Here is a 19882-nt window from a genome sequence, read left to right as displayed (position 1 = left end):
GCCGGATTAACCGGCATCAGATTGTCTTGTTTCAGGCGCTTTCCTTGAAGTCAGCGTCGTGTGCATCCGGTCCACCCATCGACATGTCAAGGGCGAAACCCTTTGCTCTGGCCTGCTGAGCCTTGACCGAACCGCTCGGAGCCGGTTTGAAGGAAGAAGGCTTCGCCACCTGACGTGCAGTTGATTGTGGCTTTCCAACGGCCTTGCGCACTGGTGCGGACTGCGAGGTGGCGGCGCGGTCAACCTTGAAGAAGGCGATGCTGCTCTGCAGTTCTTCTGCCTGCGCGGCAAGTTCTTCTGACGTGGCCGACATTTCTTCGGATGCGCCGGAATTCTGCTGCGTTACCTTGTCGAGCTGCTGGATCGCTTCATTGATCTGCGATGCACCGATGTCCTGCTCGCGGCACGCGGCCGAGATTTCAGCAACCAGTTCGGCGGTTTTGCGGATATCCGGAACCAGACGGTTCAGCATTTCGCCTGCCTCTGTGGCTACCTGCACAGTTTCGCCGGACAGGGAGCTGATCTCGGATGCCGCTGCCTGGCTGCGTTCAGCCAGCTTGCGCACTTCAGAAGCAACAACCGCAAAGCCTTTGCCATGCTCACCTGCGCGGGCAGCCTCAACCGCAGCATTAAGCGCGAGCAGGTCGGTCTGACGGGCGATTTCCTGAACGATGGAAATCTTTTCGGCGATCGTGCGCATCGCGCTGACGGCGCGGGCAACAGCCTCACCGCTGACTTCGGCGTCCTTGGAAGACTGACGTGCAATCTTTTCAGTCTGTGCGGCGTTGTCAGCATTCTGCTTGATGTTGGCTGCCATTTCTTCCATCGAGGCGGATGCCTCTTCGGCTGACGAGGCCTGCTCGGTTGCACCCTGCGAGAGTTGCTCGGAACTTGCAGACAGTTCCTGACTGCCGGACGATACGTTGTCTGATGCGGAGAGTGCATCGCCCACAACGCCGCGCAGTCTTTCAATCATACCATTCAGGTAGCTGAGCATTTCGCCGATTTCATCTTTGCTCGAAATAGCGGCGAACTCAGTCAGATCTCCTTCAGCGACGCTCTGTACGGCACGCACCGCATTGCGCAAGCCCTTATTGATCGAAAGTGCAATCCAGAATGCAGCGATAACAGCGATGACCAACGCAAATGCAGCGACGGAAATCATGATTGTTCTGGTGTCGATGTAGGTTGCATTGGCAGCCGTTTCAGCTTCGTCCAGGCGGGTCTCTTCCAATGAAACAACTTCGCTGAGCAGCGCGTCGATTTCGTTTGTGACTTTGCGTGCTTCGTTTGTAGAGACCTGCAGTGCTGCGGGAGTGTTGCCCTGTAGCATCAACGAGCGAATGCGGTCGTCCTGACGGCGGAATTCTGCCGTGAAGTCAGCCAGTTTCGCCCAGATGGCCTTACCCTGTTCGGTTGCGCGGGCGTTCACTTGGTTGAAATTTTCATCGAAGGCACGGCGCGCATTGTCCGAGAGCGTAATGTAGTTCTGCATCTCTGCTGCACCTGGTGCCAGGAGCAAGTTCTTTTGCTGCCGTAGCTGCTGAAGCTGCTCGTTGCTCAGATTTTGGGCCAGCTTGAGGCGTAGAGCAGGTCCCTGCAGAACACTTCCCAGCGTATTGTTGAGGTTACCAAGGCTCAGAATTCCGTAGCTCGCGGTCGCAACGAGCATGACGATGATGAAGCCGAAGGCTAGTCCAAGTTTCAACTTGATCGAAGCACGCATGTTAGTTCTCCATTTCTGGCTCAGTTTAACCGTGCGAGGGTCCAGCCGCCGATTGTGAATTGTGATTTGAGAAAATTGCCGCCAGGTTCGGCAGGATAACAAACTGGTTTTCCCGCTTGATCAGGCAATCGATGTAATCTGCGCGCCAACGCATTCCGACGCTGGGTGGGGCTTCACTGGCGCTTTTTGAAAAGGTGGTGACCTCAAAAACTCTGTCGGTACGAATTCCGATAAGCGTGCGTTCATCACCAAGTGGCAACTCAATCACCACAATCCGACTGTCGATCGTCTTTTCTCCAGCCTCCATTCCAAAGGCCAGTCGGATGTCCGCCAGCGGAATGACTTTGCCGCGAAAATTGATGACACTCCCAACGAAAGGCAAGCTTCCTGGAACCGAGGTTTCGGGCAGAAGATCAAGGATTTCCTGGACCTTGACTGCTTCAATCGCGAAGGTTTCTCCGGCGAGACTGAAGGTAAGAACCTCTACGTCGTCGTCCTTGCTCCAAATGGTACCGGCATTGATTGTAATGTGCTGGTTCATCCTGCTGCGCGCAACTGCGCCTCCTGGTGTTGTCCCGCTGCCACGAGATGGCCGACGTCGAGGATCAGAGCGACGCTGCCGTCGCCGAGAATTGTCGCCCCTGAGAAGGTGGATACGTCATGATGCAGTTTCGACATCGCCTTGATGACGGTCTGGTGATCCCCGATAATCTGGTCAACGACCAAGCCCACACGTTCCGAGCCCGTCGAAACGACGACGACTTTCTGGAATTGGTCCGGAGGTGTTCCTGTTCTGAAGAGGTCACGCAACCGGATGAATGGCACGAGACTTTCGCGCAGCGAGATGAACGACCGACCGCGAGAACGCAGGTCTTCTTCGGGAGAAAGCTCAAGGCATTCTTCAACAGCGGACAATGGAATGACGTAGCAGCCCGTGCCGACCCGTACGAGCAGACCATCGATGATGGCAAGGGTGAGCGGGATTGCCAGAGATATCTCGGATCCTACGCCAGTGGTGCTGGTGACGTTGATCGTGCCGCGAAGCGCTTCGACGCTGCGCTTGACCACATCCATTCCGACACCTCGGCCCGACAGGTTGGTGACCTGGGCGGCTGTCGAAAAACCGGGTTGGAAGATCAGTTGCAGGAGTTCCTGATCTGCAAGAACCGCGTTCGCTGCGATAATCCCTGAAGACTCAGCCTTGGCGCGTACACGGTCGCGGTTAATACCCCGACCATCATCACGAATGCTGATCGTGACATCGCCACCGGATTGGCGTGCTACCAGAGTAATCGTACCAATTGCAGGCTTGCCTGCAGCAATTCGTTCTTCCGGTGTTTCCAATCCATGGTCACAGGAATTGCGCACAAGGTGGACCAGTGGATCTGCCAGGCGCTCAATGACCCCCTTGTCGACCTCGGTGCTTTCGCCTTCGGTGACCAGTTCGATGTGTTTGCCGGTTTCGCGGGCAAGGTCATGGATCAAACGGCGGAACCGGCCAAAAAGCTGGGCAATCGGCACCATGCGCAACACCATCATGGTATCGCGCAACTCGCCCGAAAGACGTTCGACATCCTCGGAAACAGAGCGAAGCAGAATGTCGGCGCTACCACCGGCCAATTGGGACAGGCGCGACTGGGCAATAACCAATTCACCGACGCGGTCCATCAGTTCATCCAGCCGCTCTGCCGGAACGCGGACATTCTCGTTGGCCTTGGCGTTCTTGGCGTCGTTTTGTACCGGGGCTGCTGCTGGCGCGACTTTCGCTGGTGTCTGAAGGACTTCTTCTACAACAGGGGTCTCTTCGACTTCTGCAGTGTCTTCAACCTGGCGAATGTTGATTTCCATGTCATCCATAACGAAAATGAAAACATCTTCGATGGCGGACTTTGGTTGCTCCGTCGTAAGCGTTACCGACCAACCGACATGCAGATCGCTCGGATTGAGAACATCGAGCGATGGGACCTTTGAAAGGTCCGCGACGATTTCGCATTCACCCAGTTCATCCAGCTCATCCAACAGACCAAGCGGATTGGTTCCGTTTGCCATGGCGTTGATTGGAAGGCGGAAGCTGACGTTCCATGTCGTCGCTTTCGGCTTTGGTGCCGGTTGTACCGCTTTGGCTGCGGCTGGTACATGGGTTACCGATCCGCGGTTACCCTCGCCAACGGCGTCATGCAGTTTGGCCAGCAATTTGTCGCCGATATCACCGGGAACACCGAGCGGGTTCTCTACGAGGGCGCGCATGTGGTCCTGCGCTGCCAGAACAGCTGCGATGAGTTCGCTGGTGGCGGGTACTTCGCCCTTGCGCACCCGGTCAAATGCCGTTTCACAATGATGGGTAAAGGCGGCAAGCGCCTCAAACCCGAACATTGCGCCGGACCCTTTCAGGGTATGCAGGCCGCGAAACACGGCGTCGATCTGATCTTGATCGGAAAGGTCGTGAAGCAGATCAAGCAGACCGCTTTCGATCTGCTCGAACAGCTCAGCCGCTTCCGTCCTGAAAACCTGAATCGGGTCAAGCGTGGTCATTTTCCGAGTACCTTTTTGGCAATCTTGACGAGGTTTTCAGCGTCGAAGGGTTTAGTCAGCCAGCCAGTTGCGCCAGCAGCTTTGGCCCGCGCCTTCATGTCGGCATCGGACTCAGTGGTGAGGAAGATGATCGGAATACCGGTATGTGCCGGCGACTGGCGCAATGCCTCGATCATTTCCAGACCGTTCATGTTGGGCATGTTCAAATCTGTGATGATCAGGTCGAACGTCGCACCCTTTGCCTTGGCAAGGCCGTCCTGGCCATCAACCGCTTCGGTGACCTGATAACCGGCGTTGGTCAACGCGATCTTTGTGGTCATGCGGATGCTGGCAGAGTCGTCGACTGTAAGAATATGGGCGCTCATTAGATGTCCTTTCCATGCAGCCAAAACTGACGTGACTCTTTGTCCATACGTGACAGGAAGCCGCTTCTGCGGAGTGTCTGCTGGAGGTTTTCACTGGCAGGGTGTTTCAGGCTGACTGTTTTTCCGTGTTTTTTGGCGTAGAGGCGGGAGGCCTCGATCAGTTGAATGAAGCTGAGGTCAGTGTCAGCGTCGTCTGCAATGTCCAGAAGCAGGGCGTCTTCTTTCTCGAGCTGCTTTAAAAGCAGTTCGTGGGTGCCGGATATCTGCCTGATGGAGAGTGAGGGAGGGAACACCAGCGTTTCAGCGGTTGCATTACTTGACATTGGACGTTTCTCGTACTGGTGCGGGTTTTTCAGAGACGGTTTGGTTCGGGCCAGCCGGTTCGTCGGGTGTTTCCAAGCTGGGAACATCAACGATCGTTTTTGGCAGATCCTGCGCCATGAGGCTGGCGATGCGTGACCATTGGTTTTCAAAGGCCGTCACACAGGCTGGGTCGAAATGGAGGCCGCTTTGCGCGATGATGTGGTCGCGGGCCTCTTCAATGGGCCAAGCGCGTTTGTAAGGCCGTTCTGAACACAGGGCTTCAAAAACATCGGCGATTGCGACGATGCGGGCTTCGATCGGAATGTTTTCGCCGGTAATGCCCTTTGGATAGCCGGTGCCGTCCCATTTTTCATGATGGCCACCGGCAACCGCCTCGGCAATCCTAACCAGATCGGAGGTTCCTTTTTCGAGTATCCGCACGCCAATTTCGACGTGTCTGCGCATCTCTGTAATTTCCTCCGGCGTCAAGCGGCCGGGTTTGAGCAACACGCTATCGGAGATTCCGATTTTGCCAACGTCGTGCAAGGGGGCAGCAAGATAGATCATGCGGCAGTGTTCACTGGAGAGGCCGAGATCCTTTGCGATCAGCTTGCTGATCTGGGCGACACGGGAAATATGATCACCAGTATCGCCATCGCGAAACTCGATTGCGCGTGCCAATCGCCAGATGATTTCTTCTTCACGCTCGGCAAGCTCTTCGGTTGCCTTGTCAACTTCATCGACAAGCCTGCTGGCCTGCTGGGAAAGGTCGCGTTGTGCTCTGCGCAGCGCCAGAAGGTTGCGCACTCGCGCTTTCAGTTCAATCGAGTCAAAAGGTTTGCCAATGAAGTCGGTTACGCCAGTCTCAATGGCCTGAATGCGGATGCTGCGTTCCGTTTCCGATGTCACCATGATGACGGGGATATATTGCAGGACGTTCTGACGTTTGAGTTCAGCCACAAGCTCAATGCCGGTATATTTGGGCATTGTGAAGTCAACGATCAAAAGGTCGATAGGGGATTTCAGGCAGTGTTCCAGTGCCTTTGCGGGATCTTCAAATGCAATAACATGCACACCGGGAATTTCCCGAACTGCTATATCAAGTGCAAAAAGAGCAGACCTGCTGTCGTCTACCAGTACAATATGCACGTTTGGCCCCCGATTGCCGTATTCAACTGAAAAATGCGCGCACGAAAACGGTCCGTGAAAACGGTGAATTTCGCTAAGATTGGACATTTTTTGAAGGTGTTCTGAGTGGCGTCATGCCATCAGTTGAGAAGCACGGAGACGTCGCGAGAGCTTCCTCGAGATATTCCGCTTCGGGTTGCACTATGTGGGCACATAGTTAATGTCTAATTAATGTGAGGGTGCAATTGATTGCCTATTAGTATAGGGCGGTGAATTGAATATACTTGTAAATTGAGACGGTTAGTCATGTTTGAGGCGAGTGCAGCCTCGTTTCATGCTTGTTTTTGCCTTTTTTCTGCCTTTTTTCAGGTTGTATTTTCCCACCCGTTAACCGACCGTAAAGGTTCGCACGTCTCGCCCTTCGCGAAAATGGGAGGTCTCGCGAAGTTTGTCGTGATTTTGTTGTCTTTATTGCGGACGTGTAATCGCCTGGGTTTGCTCCATCAGGAACGCAAGCGTCTCATGCTTTACCCTTGATGAGAGCACCTCTCTCACAGTCCGATGGTAGTTGTTCAGGTAAAGAATTTCGTCGTCTGATAGTTTGGCAACATCGACAGCCGAGAGGTCGATAGGGACCAACGTCAAAGACACAAAGCCGCAGAACTTTGAAGAGACGGCAGTCACTTCGACCTGATTTTCTATACGCAGCCCATATTCTCCGGCCTCATAATATCCAGGTTCGATAGTCATTATGTTTCCGGGTTCGAGGCCGTAGGGATTGGCTATCTTGGCAAAGCGGTGCGGATATTCATGAATGAGAAGATTATGCCCTACACCATGTCCTGTACCGTGATCATAATCGAGGCCGAGATCCCATAGAGGACGGCGGGCAAAGGCGTCCAATTGATGTCCCTGTGTGCCGATCGGCATTTTTGCCATGAGCAGCGACAGAAACCCCTTCAAAACGGCCGTGTAGGTCTGCCGAACGGCATCACTCGCCGTTCCCAGCATTAATGTGCGGGTTATATCTGTTGTGCCGTCTGTATATTGGCCTCCGGAATCAATCAGATACGGTGAGTGGCTGTCGATTGCGGCGTTGGTGTCTTCTGCAGAATTGTAGTGGCACATTGCAGCATTGGAGCCAGACGCTGAAATCGAGCGGAAACTTGCTTCCAGAAAACCTGCACCTTCCGCTCTGAATGCCAGCAATTTTGCTTCGGCCTCAAGCTCGGTCAGCGGATTTGCCGTGCCTTCTCGCTCACGTCCTTCTTTCAGCACCCAGGCGAGGAAATTGGTGACGGCAACACCATCCTCCACATGGCACCGACGGTAACCCTCCAGCTCGACAGCATTTTTGGATGCTTTCAAAATCGTAATCGGACTGGTTTTGCTTACGGTCTTGCCGCCAGCGGCTTTGACCGCGAGACGCACAGCAACAGGAGAGAACTGCGGATCGATCAGAACGGTCTTGCCGGACGCCAGTTCGCCGAGACGATCTATGAATGCGTCGGGCGACGACAGTTGCACGTTATCAAGTTCGAACGTTGATAGATCATTGCCGAGTTTGCGCGGATCAACGAACCACTCCGCTGTTCCATCGGATGATAGCGTCAGGAAGGAGTGCGGCACGGGGTTCATAGGCACGTCTGAACCACGAACGTTCAAAAGCCATGCAATATTGTCTGGCAGTGTCTCCACAACAATGTCTGCACCGCTTTGAGTGATTGATGCGGCAACACGTTGTTTTTTGCTTTTCGAAGTCTCTCCTGCGACGCTCACCGGCATCGCGCGAACAGCGCCCAATGGCTTGAGCGGACGGTCTTTCCAGATCTGGTCGAAAATGTCGTCTGCTACAGGAGTAAGAACGGCGCCCACTTTCACCAGGGCGTTGGACATTCTGTTGTGCAGTTCACCATTGATCAACATCGGATCAAAGCCGATCTGCATGCCCTTTGTCGCATTGCCACGCATCCATCGGTCGATGGGCGCATTGTGCAAGTGATGAACCTCAAACAATGCCTGATCCACCTCGTGGCGCACCTGGATATCGTAGCGTCCATCGACGAAAATCAGGGCTTTGTCTGCCATGATCAGTGCCAGGCCGGCAGAACCGGTGAAGCCAGTGATGAAAGCCAGGCAATCGTCACGCGGTGCCGCCACTTCACTTTGATGGGCATCCGCTCGGGGGACGACGAAGCCATCCAGCCCCTTGGAGGCCAAGACAGCACGAAGCGCGGCAAGCCGCGTTTTGATATCAGCAGAAGAGGTCATGCTAATTTGCTTTCATTCAGGAGAGCGGGCCGCCTTTGTCCCGGACCATATCAAGCAGGCGACGGAACACTCTGGAAGACTGGCGTACACCATCATGCTCATATTCGTTGGTAACCCATGCCTCGACGTTGCCGGTACGTTTTGCGGTATCCAGCGACAGGCCCGCATCGACATACATGTCGTCAAAATAGACCGCGGCGGCCACTGGGACCTCGTTGCTGGCAAGGCGTGTGGTATCGTAGAGCTGGCTATGGCTCTGGCGTTCGGCCAGAGCACGGGCGCCGGCACGGAATGGTTTGAGAGAACGGATTTCGTCAAACATCCATGAGAACATCATCTCACCGGTGAATTGCAAAGGCCGTTTTGTTTCCTCGAAGTCGGCAAACTCTGCGCGAATGCGTTCTGCTGCCCAATTGGTGGCACCTTGTCCTTGTCCGTAGATGCTTTCCTGCAGCACGGCAAAGAGCGGATTTCCATCATAGGATGTCAGGTTCATCACTGATGCCAGAAAATGATCCGACAGACGATCCTCTCCACTGGACGAAAAAGCTTCATCAACCAGCCAGTGAATGTTTTCAAAGCCGGGCGCCATGCCAAAATCGATGCCAACGGTCTGGAAGCGACGCACGGTCAGTAGATCGCCATCCGGCAACCGAACATCATTTCTTGCGATGAAATCGGCAATCTTGCCCACCTTGGCGCGATCTGCAGCGTAGCGCTCGTAATAACGAGCCGTTTTGGCTGCGACACGCGGATAGGTGCAGCGGTAGACGTCATCTGCCGTCGCATCAATGCCAGCCAGACCACCAGTGACGTAGCAGGCAGACAGACCTTCAGGGGCCTTGGATAGATAGGTGAGCGTCAGGAAGCCACCATAACTCTGGCCAAGCGTCTCCCATTTTTTTCCGGCAAACAGGGTTTTGCGAATGTGCTCGCAATCCGCAACGATGCTGTCCGCACGGAAGCAGGCGAGATAATCCGCCGCCTTTGCGCCGTCGTCGCCAAAACGAGACATGGTGGCGCTTTCGATGCGGCTGCTGCGGCCCGTGCCGCGCTGGTCGACCAGTATGACACGGTGGCTTTTCAGCGCTTCAGCAAGCCAGGAGGGACCACCATTTGCCGGACGGGGAGATTTGCCGCCGGGGCCGCCCTGCAGAAATGCAAGCAGCGGCAGTGTAGCGTTGCGCTTGGTCGGGTCACATACCTCGCGTGCAAAGACCTCGATCGTTTCGCCATCCGGTTTGCTCCAGTCGAGCGGAACAGTGACGATGTGATCACGAATGAACATGCCGGGAATGACGTATTCGGAAAGAGCCATTTTATTTTCCGTTCCTATCTTCGAACCCTGGGGTCCAGAACAGCGTAAAGAAGATCGACGACGATATTTGTCACGACGATGAAAAGACCACCCAATAACACCACGCCAATGATGATCGGACGATCCTGGTTGTTGACAGCCTGGACAGCCAGCGCACCGACACCCTGCAGGCCGTAAATCTGCTCGATGACGATGGCGCCGCCCAGAAGCAAGGCGATGTCGGCACCAAGTTGCGTTACCAGCGGCGTCAGGGTGCTGCGCAGACCGTGTTTAAAGAGAACGGTTCGCTCTGAAAGTCCCTTTGACCGGGCCGTGCGGATGTAATCCTCCCCCATGACCTGCAAAAGATGACCACGTGTGAGACGGGCATAGACCGCAGCTGTAACCAGCGCAAGCGTCATCCATGGCAGGAAGAGATGCCATGCCCAGATGATTGGATCTCTCAGGAACGGCTTGTAACCGCCGGCCGGAAACAGGGTGAACCCCGCCTGCTTGGGCAGAAAATAGAACACATAAAGTGACAGCATACCCAGAACGAAAGTCGGAAAACTGAGACCAAGCAGAATAAAACCTTGCCCCATACGGTCGCGAAAACCGCCGGGATGTCGGGCAGACATCACGCCGATCGGAATCCCAATCAGCAACCAGAAAATCACACCGCCGATAACCAATGAGACGGTGGCGGGAATTCTGTTGACGATGAGTTTGGTAACCGGCTGCTGGTTTCGATAGGAAAAGCCGAGATCACCCTGAACTGCTTTGCTGATGAATTTGAAATATTGCTCGGGGATCGGTCGATCCAGCCCGAGATTGGTGCGGATTTGGACCAGTTGCGCTTCAGTTGCCTTTTCTCCGGCGATGACGCGGGCAGGATCTCCGGGCGCAACAAAGAACAGAAAGAACACGAAACCGCTGAGGGTGAACAGGATCAGTGCCGAAAAGCCCAGTCTTTTTAAGAGGTAACGGATCATGGTTTTCCTGCCTTTCCGGCTTTTTTCAAAAACCGGCTCATACGAACGGGACGAGCTTTCGGATCAAGCGCATCACGCAGTCCATCGCCCAGAATGTTGAAGGCAAGTGTCGTGAATAGCAGCGCCATGCCCGGGAACACCACCAGCCACCACGCCACAAGATAAATCGAGTTGGTGGCCGCATCGGCCAGCATGCCGCCCCAACTCGGCGTTGGTGGCACAATGCCCAGTCCAAGGAAGGAAAGAGTTGCTTCAAACACGATGGCGCTCGGGATCATCATCGTGGTGTAGACGATGATGGGTACGCTCAGATTGGGCAGAATATCCCGCAGCATGATGGACACCGGGCCTGCTCCCAATGATCGGCTGGCTTCGACAAATTCACGACGACGAAGCGAATTGACCTCGGCGCGTATGACACGGCCCATCGTCGTCCAGCTGAAGAATACGATAACCCCGACACTGAGGCCCAGACTTGGCCCGAACACCGAAACGAGTGCCAAAGCGCAAAGCAGGAAAGGCACGCTCATGACGAGGTCCATCAGGCGGCTCAGAACCATATCGGTTGCCCCGCCGACATAACCGGCAATCATGCCAATCGTCAGGCCAATGAAGGCGGCAGCCAGCGATGCCAGAACGCCAACCAGCAAGGAGACGCGCGCGCCATAGGCGAGACGGACAATAACGTCACGACCCAGATGGTCTGTGCCCAGCGTAAATTCATCGTTCGGGGCGACCGGCAGGCCCATTTCGCTTAGGCCGGTTGTCCGGTACTGCTCAATAGGAGAGTGCCCTGTCGCATTTTCGATCAACGGTGCGCAAATGGCGATGACGATGAGTGCCAGGATAAAAATCAGCGCAATGACGCTGGCACGATCTCTGGAAAAGCGACGCATTGTCAGCTCTAAAGGGCCGCGCTGAATAACCGTCGTTTCTGGTGTGGTTTGTGTTGTGTCGGTCATGCGGCCTCTCCCGGAATGGAGCGGATCAACTGCCTGTCTTGCGCAACAACCGTGTTCGGGGTGTGGATGGACGCGGCAATCAGCGTTTTTGTGTAGGGATCCTGCGGGTCGGAATAGATGCTTTCTGCATCGGCAAGCTCGACGATCTGCCCTTTGTTCATCACCGCGATGCGGTTGCACACGTGTCGTACGACGGAAAGATCGTGGGAGATGAACAGATAGGTCAGATTCAACTCCTGTTGCAGTTCCCGCATCAGATTCAGCACCTGTGCCTGAATGGAGACATCCAGGGCAGAAACCGGTTCGTCAAAGATGATAAGTTCAGGGTTGAGTGCAAGGGCGCGGGCAATGCCGATACGCTGCCGCTGACCGCCTGAAAACTCGGATGGAAAACGGTTATAATGTTCTGGGTTAAGCCCGACTTTTTCCATTAATGTCTGTACCGCCTGCTTGCGCCGGTTTCCCGCAAATACGCCGTGGATGCGAAAGGGGTCGCCGATGATGGAGCTGACGCGTCGACGTGGATTGAGGGAGCCGAACGGATCCTGAAACACCAGCTGAATGCGCTTTCGCATCTCCCGCCATTCGCGACCGCTTAGTGCCTGGAGAGATTTTCCCTCGACCACAACGCTGCCGTCGGTTGCCGGTATCAGGCCAGCCAGAACACGTGCCAGTGTTGATTTCCCACAGCCAGATTCTCCGACAAGGCCCAGCGTCTCTCCCTTGTAGAGATCGAGATCAATGCCTTTCAGTACCTCCAGCGTATTTCCCGGCCCGAATGGGCCGCCGAGATTATAGCTCAGCTTGACGTTGCGCGCTTCAATGACCTTGGCCGGTACCGTTACCGTGTCGGCTTGTGAGATTACGGCCAAAGTATTCTGCTTTTCTTTCAATGATGCAGGTATTTCGAGCCAACAGAGGCTTTGCGTTTCGTCGTTGAAAATTCGAAGCGGCGGCGGGCTGGCACAGATCTCCTGGGCCTGCGGACAGCGGGCCTTGAACACGCAACCTTTCGGTAGGTGAATAAGGCTTGGTGGCCGGCCGGGGATCGGCACCAGTTCTGCACCCGGTGTGTAATTGGCCGGAGACGAATTCAGCAGACCGGCGGTGTAGGGGTGGGCTGGCTGGGAGAAAAGCGCGTTGCTGGAGGCGAGCTCCATGCGATTGCCCGCATACATGACCATGACATGGTCAGCGATACTGGAAAGCAGGCCGAGATCATGGGTGATCATGATGACGGTGGTGCCGCGCTCGCGACGCATCTCATTGAGTAGTTCGATAATTTGCGCCTGAACGGTAACATCGAGGGCTGTCGTTGGTTCGTCGGCAATGACCAACGGCGGATTGAGCACCAGTGCCATGGCAATCATCACACGTTGGCGCATGCCACCGGAGAACTGGTGAGGATAAGCGTTAAAACGGCTGACGGCATTGGGGATGCCCACCCGCTCAAGCATCGAAATGGCCCGTTTTTTTGCCTCGTCGGCCGAGACGCGCTCATGGGCATGGATCATCTCGGTGATCTGTGAGCCGATGGTGTAATAGGGATGCAGGCTCGACAGTGGATCCTGGAAGATCATGCCAATACGCGCGCCGCGATAGCTGCGCATTTCCTTTTGTGAAAGGGTCAGCAGGTTCTTGCCCTGAAACAGGACTTCGCCGGTAATTTCGGCGTTGGGCAGCAGGCCCATCACGGCTTGCGTCAAGACACTTTTTCCAGAGCCGGATTCGCCTGCAATGCCGAAAAGCTCGCCCTGTCTTACTTCAAAAGAAACATTTCTGGCTGCCTGAACAATGCCGTCTTCCGTCGGGATTTGGATGTTCAGATTGCGGGTTTCCAGAATGGGCATCGATCAATTCCCTGAACTCAACAGTTGCAAAGGCGTGACCCTGCTTCGACGTCAGTTGGTCCAAACCATTGAGACAAACAGCAAGGGAGGCGAATGGTCGCCTCTATATGTTCTGTCGGAACGAAAAAAGGCCACCTGCACTGTGCAGGCGGCCTTTTGTAATTAGCGGTCCAGCCAGACGTTGGTCCAGTCACCCTGTGCACCAATGGCATAAGGCTGGAAATTCTGAACAGCCTCACCATGGTAGAGAACGACCTGCTCGGAAATGAACGGAACGATTGGTGCATCCTTCATGACCAGTTCGTCAACTTTGGCCCAAAGCTTGGCAGCTTCGTCCGGTGTTGTGGCGTTGATGGCCTGCTGGGCGAAAGAGTTCGCCTCCTCGTTGTTATAGTCGGTGTAGTTATAGGTCTGGTGCGTGCCATTATAGGTGAACTGCGGCTGGAAGACCGAGCGTGCAGCACCACCAACCCAGTCAGGAGACCAGCCAACTGGCGCAATATCCCAGTTGCCTTCCTTGGTGTTGAGCGGGTTGGTCATGAACTTGGAATAATAGTCGGCAGGCGCAACCGGCGTCAGTTCAATCTCGATACCGGCTTTCTTCATGCTGGCCTGGATTGTCTGGGCGATAGCAGGCTCCGCATTCTGGTTGCGGTAAGGCATTTTCAGCGTGATGCCATCAGGAAAACCGGCCTCAGCAAGCAGAGCCTTTGCTTTCTCAGGATCGCCCTTTGAGCCTTCCGACGGGTAGAGGTCGAAGTCGTGATAACCGAGGACGCCAGGGCCAAAAATACCATGCTGCGGCTTGGCAACGGTCGGGCCACCGCGCTGCTGAACAGTTGCGGCCTTGTCGATGGCGTATTGAAGCGCCTGACGGACTCGCAGGTCTTTCAGAGCGCCTTTGTTGTTCTCGGAAACGGTGTTGATGAAGATGAAGGCGGTACGACCAACAGACATGGTCATCAGCTTCTCATCGCTGGCAGTCGTCAGCATGTGTAACGTTGCAGGCGGAATAACGATGTCATAGGTCATGTCGCCATCACCGGCCTGCAACTGCTGGATTGCCGCATCGGGCTGAATACCGAAGGTGATTTCCACTTCATCGACGTAGGCTTTGCGAAGCGGGTCGGATTCCGCCTTCCAGGATGGATTGCGCACGAGCTGAAGGCGGCTATCAGGCACATATTCGCCAATGGTATACGGGCCACTGGAGATGAAGTTGGAGCGATAATCCGGACCGTCAGGCATATAGTCGAGAACTTCAACCGGTGCCGGAGCAGCTGTCGGCAGGGAAAGCATGTAGACGAAGTCACCGGCCTTTTCGGTCAGGTTGATGACGACGGTTTTATCATCAGGGCTTTCGATGCCAGAGATGTCATTGCCTTCAATATAGGCCTTCATTGCTTCGGCAGTTGGTTCAACCTTGGCGAAACCATCGCAGAATTCGCGCATGCCCTTGATCAGGTCGACGTAATAAGTCAGCGCAGCCGAACCCAGCGATGGGTTGCACATGCGCTTCATGCCGCGCTCGAAGTCCTGCGAGGTGATTGCGCGTTCGCCTGATGGTGTGTTCCAGGTCACGCCATCGCGCAGGGTGAAGGTATAGGTCAGGCCGTCATTGGTCGGCTGGGGAACTTCTGTCGCAAGGTCGCCTTTCGGCTCAAGGCGGGCGTTCTCATCGGTCGACGCTTCGTAACTGATCAACTGGCGGCTCACTGCGCGCAGGAAATTGTTGGTGGTCACCAAGGCGCCGGAGGTTGGGTCAAAATGGTCGACATCAGCTGTTCCGAGAATTCGTAGCACACCGCCGGTCTGTGGGTCGGCTGCCAGTGTCAGCGTTGAGCAGGATGCGGCAAGCATAAAAGCAGCGAGACCCAATGCGTGTTTTTTTGTCCGAAAACTCATGTGTCCAATCCCTCTTTGAAGTTCCCTGATTGTTACGGCGTCTTAGATGAGGCCGCTGACGTCGCATTCTGGACAATCTCAACAGACTGTCAACTTATTTGTCGACAGATTGCCTACAAAAGAATTTGGGGCAATTTTTCCAGTGCCTTATCAGCAGGATTGGCGAGTAATCAGGCTGCAATGTAGCTTGCGCGTGCCACCCACTGTCGTCTCTCCCTTTGAAAGCGCCAGCACGGCGAGCCCGGCCTGTCTGCCCAATTCCTTCAATTCCATGTCGATCGTGGTCAGTGCTGGCCGGGTCTGTTCAGCGACGATTTCCCAGTTGTCGAAGCCGACAACAGAGACGTCTTTCGGGATCTGGATGTTGCGATCGCGGAGTGCATCAATCACTCCGCGGGCGATCTGGTCGTTTCCGCAAAATATGCCGTCTGGGGCAGGGGTGTTCCGGGACCAGAGGCGCTCGACGGCTTCATGCCCCCAAGTCTCTGTCCATTCGCCAAACAATGTTGGTTCGCTGTCGCCGCAAATCCGGTGATAGGCACTGGATCGGGCACGCGCTGCGCGAAAATCTTCCGGCCCGGTAATGTGAACGATGCGTTTGCGTCCCTTTTCGATCAGGTGATTGACGGCAAGCCTTGCGCCCTGTTCATCATCGGGAATGATCGTGACGCTGCCTGGTGGCCCCTCGGCGAAGACATAAACCACAGGAATAGGCAGGTTCGACAAGTCCATTGGTGGTCTACGGTCAAGTCGGGTCGCGGAGAAGATGATGCCATCGACTTGCTTGTCGAGCAAAGCCTCGACATGCAGTCTGGCGAGCTCCGGATTGTCATTGGTGGCGCAGAGAAAGACCGAAACACCGTTGTCGAACAGCGCCTCGGAGGCACCCGCCATCATCGGAAGCGAGAACCGACCGTAGGTATCGTTGGTCAGCAAACCGATTGTCAGGCTTCTACGGCTTAACAGTCCACGGGCAAGGGCGTTGGGCCGAAACCCAATTTCTGTGGCAATCCGCTTAACCCGCTCACGGGTATCCGGATGCATCCTGCCGTTGTCGTTGAGGGCCTTTGACGCTGTCGAGATACTGACGCCTGCCGCTTTCGCGACATCGTGAATTGTCTTGCGTCGCGATATTTGAGGTTTCAACCAATCACTCCCTGTCACTTTGAGAAAACCTTTTATCAAACGATTTCAACGTTGGGAAAAGGTTTTCTCACATTTCTCACATTTTTCTGGCTACACACTGTCGACAATGAAAAAAATCTAGAATAGCGTTTCCCTCACGTCAACCGGACAAGGGTTTTGACGACAACCAAAAGGGGAATGCGATGCACAAGACCAAACTCATGCTCGCGGCACTTTCGCTTGCAGCATCAACGTCTATCGCAAGTGCGGAAGAGATTTCACTGTGGGTGCGTACGTCATCTGCAGCAGTACTTCAGGGACTGGCAGATCAGTATAATGCAGCCCATGACGACAAGGTTATCGTAACACCAATTACGGCAGAACAGATGGTGCCAAAGCTGGGAGCTGCCATCGCCGGTGGTGCACCACCGGATGGTGCTGTGCTTGACCTGATCTACCTGCCGACCTTTGCCGCCAATGAAAGCCTTGAGGACATCACTGACTTCGTGAAGGGGCTGCCTTACGCTGACGCTTTGAGCCCATCACATATTCGTCTGGCGACCTATGAAGATAAGATTTATGGCGTGCCTGCACTGCCAGATGCCTCAATCATCGCTTACAATACCGATTTGTTTGAAAAGGCTGGCCTTGATCCGAAGAAAGCACCTGCCACCCTTGAGGAAGTCGCTGAGTCTGCCAAAAAAATCCACGCCCTTGGTAATGATACCTACGGTTTCTATTTTGTCGCAAACTCCGGTAGCTGGCTGATTTACGACTTCCTGCCACATCTGTGGGCGGCAAATGCGGATATTCTCTCTGAAGATGGACGCGAAGCGACGGTCGATACACCGGCATTGCGTGACACCTTCGCCGCCTATCGCGACATGTGGAAGGCTGGGGCCATTCATCCGACATCCCGTTCGGGCAATGGCAACAACGCCGTCGAAGCTTTTGCGTCCGGCAAGGTCGGCGTTCTCATGACCGGCTCCTACATCGTCAATCTTTTGACCAGCAAATATCCCGATGTGAAATTTGATGTTGCGCCGATCCCTGGTCCAAAGGGTGGCGTTTCGAGCTTTGCTGGCGGCGACACTCTGGCCCTCATCAAGGGTGTCAGTGAGGAAAAGAAGAAAGTGGCGCTGGATTTCGTCAACTTCTACATGCAGCCTGAGCAGCAGGTCTACATCACCAAGGAATCCGGCATGCCGCCGCGTACTGACGTGGCCGACCAGGCCTACGGCCAGTTCGACAAGCGTAACCTGATTGCCTATGACGTGCTGGCAAAGGCCAAGACGCCTTATACTTTCTCGTCGGATGAGCTGTTCGTCAGCCGTACTGGTCCATTCCTGAATCTTATTCAGAGTGCGATCTTCGGTGACGATGTCGATGGTTCGATCAAGAAGGCGCAGGACGAGTTTACCAAGATCCTTGAGCGCACCAATCCGTGATTTGAGGGCAGGGCCGGTGATGTCTGCCGGCCCATTCCCAATGAATTGAAAGTTCGTTTCGCCTCGTTTGTGATGGCGAAATACCGACCGGACATTCTGGTTCAGGCAGCGCGATCTGGACCAGATGATCTGACGCAATCCATTCACGCTTAGAGAAGGACTTTGCACTGTGGTGTCCAAGTTCCCGACCAAAGAAGCGAGTTCCGACAAAACCGGCGTTCATGAACGCGAGCCACACGGCTGGCTCGGGCTTGTCTTTTTGTTGCCCAGCATGGTGCTTATCATCGGGCTGTTTCTCATTCCGCTCATCATGACTGTGTGGATGAGCCTTTACCACTGGCCATTGCTCGGCCGTAAGAAGTTCATTGGCCTTGCAAACTATGTTGAGTTGATGGGCGATACACAGCTATGGAACTCGCTTGGGTTCACATTGCTCTACACAGCATTGGTAACAGCTGCGATCCTGCTTGTTGCTTTTCCGCTGGCTTTGCTGGTTGACCGGCCGTTGCGCAGCGCATCGTTTTTTCGCACGGTTTACTTCATGCCGGTGGTGACGGGTTTTGGCGCCGCGTCGACCTTGTGGATGTGGCTGCTTAATCCCGACAGTGGCGTATTTTCAAGGCTCCTGTTGGGGCTTGGCCTGGTCGATAGTGCGCCGCGCCCGCTTGAAAGTTTCTGGCCGGCTCTTGCCGTGATCATTCTGATGGTTGTGTGGAAGACTGCCGGTTTCACCATGGTCATTCTGCTGACCGGTCTGCAAAGCATATCGCCTGATGTCGTCGAGGCCGCCAAGATCGATGGTGCAAGTGTATTCAGCCGATTTCGCCGAATTACATTGCCATTGATGCGCAATTCGCTGCTTCTGGCGCTCATTCTCAACATAACTTCGTCGATGCTGGCCTTTGACCAGTTCTTCATCATCACGCAGGGTGGACCGGGCAACAGCACCATTTCAGCGGTATTCTCCATCTATCTGGCGTCGTTCTCGTCATATCGGCTTGGCTACGGTTCGGCTTTGTCTTTTGCGCTGCTGGTTGTTCTCGTCGCTATCAGCTCCATCCAGCTTAGCTTCATGCGTCAACGCCCGGAGGAAGGTCGATGAAGATTTTCTATTCGAATGCTCAGGACAAAACCGTCGCGGAACGGCTGGGCCATATCACCTTCATTCTGGTTTCCCTGCTGTTCGCCATCTTCTTCCTGATGCCGATCATCTGGTCATTCGCCAATTCGTTTAAACCGGCGGCTGAGGCGCTGGCCAATCCGGTGGCGCTGTTTTCAAAAGCGTTCTCGCTGGAGAACTATCGTCGTCTCGAAGGCGTCGGGGCTGGCTGGTATGTCTATGCCAGCAATTCGGTCCTGATCGCGCTTGGCACAATTTTGCTAACAGTGCTGGTGGCCGTACCTGCCGGGTACGGGTTTTCGAAATTCCGCTTTCCCGGGCAGTCGCTGATCTTTGTGATTGTCATGGCAACCATGATGATCCCGTTCCAGTCCATTCTGACGCCGCTGTTCCTGATCCTGAAGTTTTTAGGGCTGCAGAACAACCTGTTTGGACTAGTGCTGGTTTATACCACCTTCCAGCTGCCGTTTTCCATTTTCATGATGCGCAATGCCTTTGATGCGGTGCCCGGCGCTTTGATCGAGGCGGCACGTATCGATGGCGCGTCACAATGGACGCTGTTGCGTCGCATCCTGCTGCCCTTGGCGCTGCCTGGCGTGGCAACCGTTGCGATGTTTGCATTCCTCAATTCGTGGAACGAGTTCCTGGCGGCGCTGATTTTCCTGTCGGACCAGAACAAGTTCACGCTTCCCATCATGCTCGTCAATGTGTCCTCGGGCATTTACGGCATCATCGATTGGGGTGCGCTGCAGGCCGGTATTACCGTGACCATGGTGCCGTGCATCCTCCTTTTCCTCGCTTTGCAACGTTATTATGTGCGCGGCCTGACCGCTGGCGCCGTCAAGTAAATCCGCAGTG

16 protein-coding genes are annotated in these 19882 nt (G+C 54.8%); 3 read left to right on the top strand and 13 right to left on the bottom strand.

The window, feature by feature from the left end; translation table 11 throughout:
- Nucleotides 1-31: 31 nt before the first annotated feature.
- The 13 genes from IB237_RS13970 to IB237_RS13910 form a co-directional block, all read right to left on the bottom strand.
- Entirely contained in the window at nucleotides 32-1726 is a 1695-nt protein-coding gene (locus IB237_RS13970) for a methyl-accepting chemotaxis protein (protein ID WP_192489261.1), read from the bottom strand.
- Nucleotides 1727-1751: 25 nt separating this feature from the next.
- Complete coding sequence (locus IB237_RS13965) at nucleotides 1752-2267, bottom strand: chemotaxis protein CheW (protein WP_192489260.1); 516 nt, start codon at nucleotides 2265-2267, stop codon at nucleotides 1752-1754.
- Nucleotides 2264-4258 (bottom strand): chemotaxis protein CheA, encoded by a 1995-nt coding sequence (locus IB237_RS13960; RefSeq protein WP_192489259.1) that lies wholly within the window; start codon nucleotides 4256-4258, stop codon nucleotides 2264-2266. The genes IB237_RS13965 and IB237_RS13960 overlap by 4 nt, the downstream gene beginning before the upstream one ends.
- On the bottom strand, nucleotides 4255-4623 hold the full coding sequence (locus tag IB237_RS13955) for a response regulator (protein ID WP_192489258.1): 369 nt from the start codon (nucleotides 4621-4623) through the stop codon (nucleotides 4255-4257). The genes IB237_RS13960 and IB237_RS13955 overlap by 4 nt, the downstream gene beginning before the upstream one ends.
- A complete protein-coding gene (locus tag IB237_RS13950; protein WP_192489257.1) occupies nucleotides 4623-4946 on the bottom strand; it encodes a hypothetical protein in 324 nt (107 codons plus the stop codon). The genes IB237_RS13955 and IB237_RS13950 overlap by 1 nt, the downstream gene beginning before the upstream one ends.
- Complete coding sequence (locus IB237_RS13945; RefSeq protein ID WP_192489256.1) at nucleotides 4936-6075, bottom strand: HD domain-containing phosphohydrolase; 1140 nt, start codon at nucleotides 6073-6075, stop codon at nucleotides 4936-4938. The genes IB237_RS13950 and IB237_RS13945 overlap by 11 nt, the downstream gene beginning before the upstream one ends.
- Before the next feature lie 447 nt (nucleotides 6076-6522).
- Nucleotides 6523-8325 carry an aminopeptidase P family protein gene (locus IB237_RS13940; protein WP_192489255.1) on the bottom strand — a complete coding sequence of 601 codons (1803 nt, stop codon included), beginning with the start codon at nucleotides 8323-8325 and terminating at the stop codon, nucleotides 6523-6525.
- 16 nt (nucleotides 8326-8341) lie between these two features.
- Entirely contained in the window at nucleotides 8342-9643 is a 1302-nt protein-coding gene (locus IB237_RS13935) for an alpha/beta fold hydrolase (RefSeq protein WP_192489254.1), read from the bottom strand.
- A 14-nt stretch (nucleotides 9644-9657) separates the two neighbouring features.
- Nucleotides 9658-10614, bottom strand: coding sequence for an ABC transporter permease (locus tag IB237_RS13930; protein WP_192489253.1), 957 nt, complete (start codon nucleotides 10612-10614; stop codon nucleotides 9658-9660).
- On the bottom strand, nucleotides 10611-11576 hold the full coding sequence (locus tag IB237_RS13925; protein WP_192489252.1) for an ABC transporter permease: 966 nt from the start codon (nucleotides 11574-11576) through the stop codon (nucleotides 10611-10613). The genes IB237_RS13930 and IB237_RS13925 overlap by 4 nt, the downstream gene beginning before the upstream one ends.
- On the bottom strand, nucleotides 11573-13426 hold the full coding sequence (locus IB237_RS13920; protein ID WP_192489251.1) for an ABC transporter ATP-binding protein: 1854 nt from the start codon (nucleotides 13424-13426) through the stop codon (nucleotides 11573-11575). Before IB237_RS13920 ends, IB237_RS13925 begins: the two co-directional genes overlap by 4 nt.
- 162 nt (nucleotides 13427-13588) lie before the next feature.
- The gene (locus IB237_RS13915) at nucleotides 13589-15331 is read right to left on the bottom strand and encodes an ABC transporter substrate-binding protein (RefSeq protein ID WP_246787910.1); all 1743 of its coding nucleotides are present in this window, start codon (nucleotides 15329-15331) and stop codon (nucleotides 13589-13591) included.
- Between the two features lie 150 nt (nucleotides 15332-15481).
- Complete coding sequence (locus IB237_RS13910; protein ID WP_246787908.1) at nucleotides 15482-16477, bottom strand: LacI family DNA-binding transcriptional regulator; 996 nt, start codon at nucleotides 16475-16477, stop codon at nucleotides 15482-15484.
- 182 nt (nucleotides 16478-16659) lie between these two features.
- Here IB237_RS13910 and IB237_RS13905 point away from each other — a divergent pair, with 182 nt between their 5' ends.
- From IB237_RS13905 to IB237_RS13895, 3 genes are all read left to right on the top strand, one after another.
- Nucleotides 16660-17904, top strand: a complete 1245-nt coding sequence (locus IB237_RS13905) for a sugar ABC transporter substrate-binding protein (RefSeq protein ID WP_192489249.1) — start codon at nucleotides 16660-16662, stop codon at nucleotides 17902-17904.
- A 172-nt stretch (nucleotides 17905-18076) separates the two neighbouring features.
- On the top strand, nucleotides 18077-19006 hold the full coding sequence (locus tag IB237_RS13900; RefSeq protein WP_371815328.1) for a carbohydrate ABC transporter permease: 930 nt from the start codon (nucleotides 18077-18079) through the stop codon (nucleotides 19004-19006).
- A complete protein-coding gene (locus tag IB237_RS13895) occupies nucleotides 19003-19872 on the top strand; it encodes a carbohydrate ABC transporter permease (protein WP_192489248.1) in 870 nt (289 codons plus the stop codon). The genes IB237_RS13900 and IB237_RS13895 overlap by 4 nt, the downstream gene beginning before the upstream one ends.
- Nucleotides 19873-19882 lie beyond the last annotated feature (10 nt).

This window comes from Agrobacterium sp. AGB01 (assembly GCF_014851585.1).
Lineage (GTDB): Bacteria > Pseudomonadota > Alphaproteobacteria > Rhizobiales > Rhizobiaceae > Agrobacterium.
The sequence above is the reverse complement of the archived record's forward strand: the minus strand, read 5'-3'. Positions and strand labels throughout refer to the sequence as shown.

Excerpts from the sequence above, each read along its gene's own strand:
- IB237_RS13960 (WP_192489259.1), bottom strand. The coding sequence starts at position 4,258 with ATGACCACGCTTGACCCGATTCAGGTTTTCAGGACGGAAGCGGCTGAG.
- IB237_RS13915 (WP_246787910.1), bottom strand. The coding sequence starts at position 15,331 with ATGAGTTTTCGGACAAAAAAACACGCATTGGGTCTCGCTGCTTTTATG.
- IB237_RS13930 (WP_192489253.1), bottom strand. The coding sequence starts at position 10,614 with ATGATCCGTTACCTCTTAAAAAGACTGGGCTTTTCGGCACTGATCCTG.
- IB237_RS13895 (WP_192489248.1), top strand. The coding sequence starts at position 19,003 with ATGAAGATTTTCTATTCGAATGCTCAGGACAAAACCGTCGCGGAACGG.
- IB237_RS13935 (WP_192489254.1), bottom strand. The coding sequence starts at position 9,643 with ATGGCTCTTTCCGAATACGTCATTCCCGGCATGTTCATTCGTGATCAC.
- IB237_RS13920 (WP_192489251.1), bottom strand. The coding sequence starts at position 13,426 with ATGCCCATTCTGGAAACCCGCAATCTGAACATCCAAATCCCGACGGAA.
- IB237_RS13965 (WP_192489260.1), bottom strand. The coding sequence starts at position 2,267 with ATGAACCAGCACATTACAATCAATGCCGGTACCATTTGGAGCAAGGAC.
- IB237_RS13925 (WP_192489252.1), bottom strand. The coding sequence starts at position 11,576 with ATGACCGACACAACACAAACCACACCAGAAACGACGGTTATTCAGCGC.
- IB237_RS13970 (WP_192489261.1), bottom strand. The coding sequence starts at position 1,726 with ATGCGTGCTTCGATCAAGTTGAAACTTGGACTAGCCTTCGGCTTCATC.
- IB237_RS13955 (WP_192489258.1), bottom strand. The coding sequence starts at position 4,623 with ATGAGCGCCCATATTCTTACAGTCGACGACTCTGCCAGCATCCGCATG.
- IB237_RS13950 (WP_192489257.1), bottom strand. The coding sequence starts at position 4,946 with ATGTCAAGTAATGCAACCGCTGAAACGCTGGTGTTCCCTCCCTCACTC.
- IB237_RS13940 (WP_192489255.1), bottom strand. The coding sequence starts at position 8,325 with ATGACCTCTTCTGCTGATATCAAAACGCGGCTTGCCGCGCTTCGTGCT.
- IB237_RS13905 (WP_192489249.1), top strand. The coding sequence starts at position 16,660 with ATGCACAAGACCAAACTCATGCTCGCGGCACTTTCGCTTGCAGCATCA.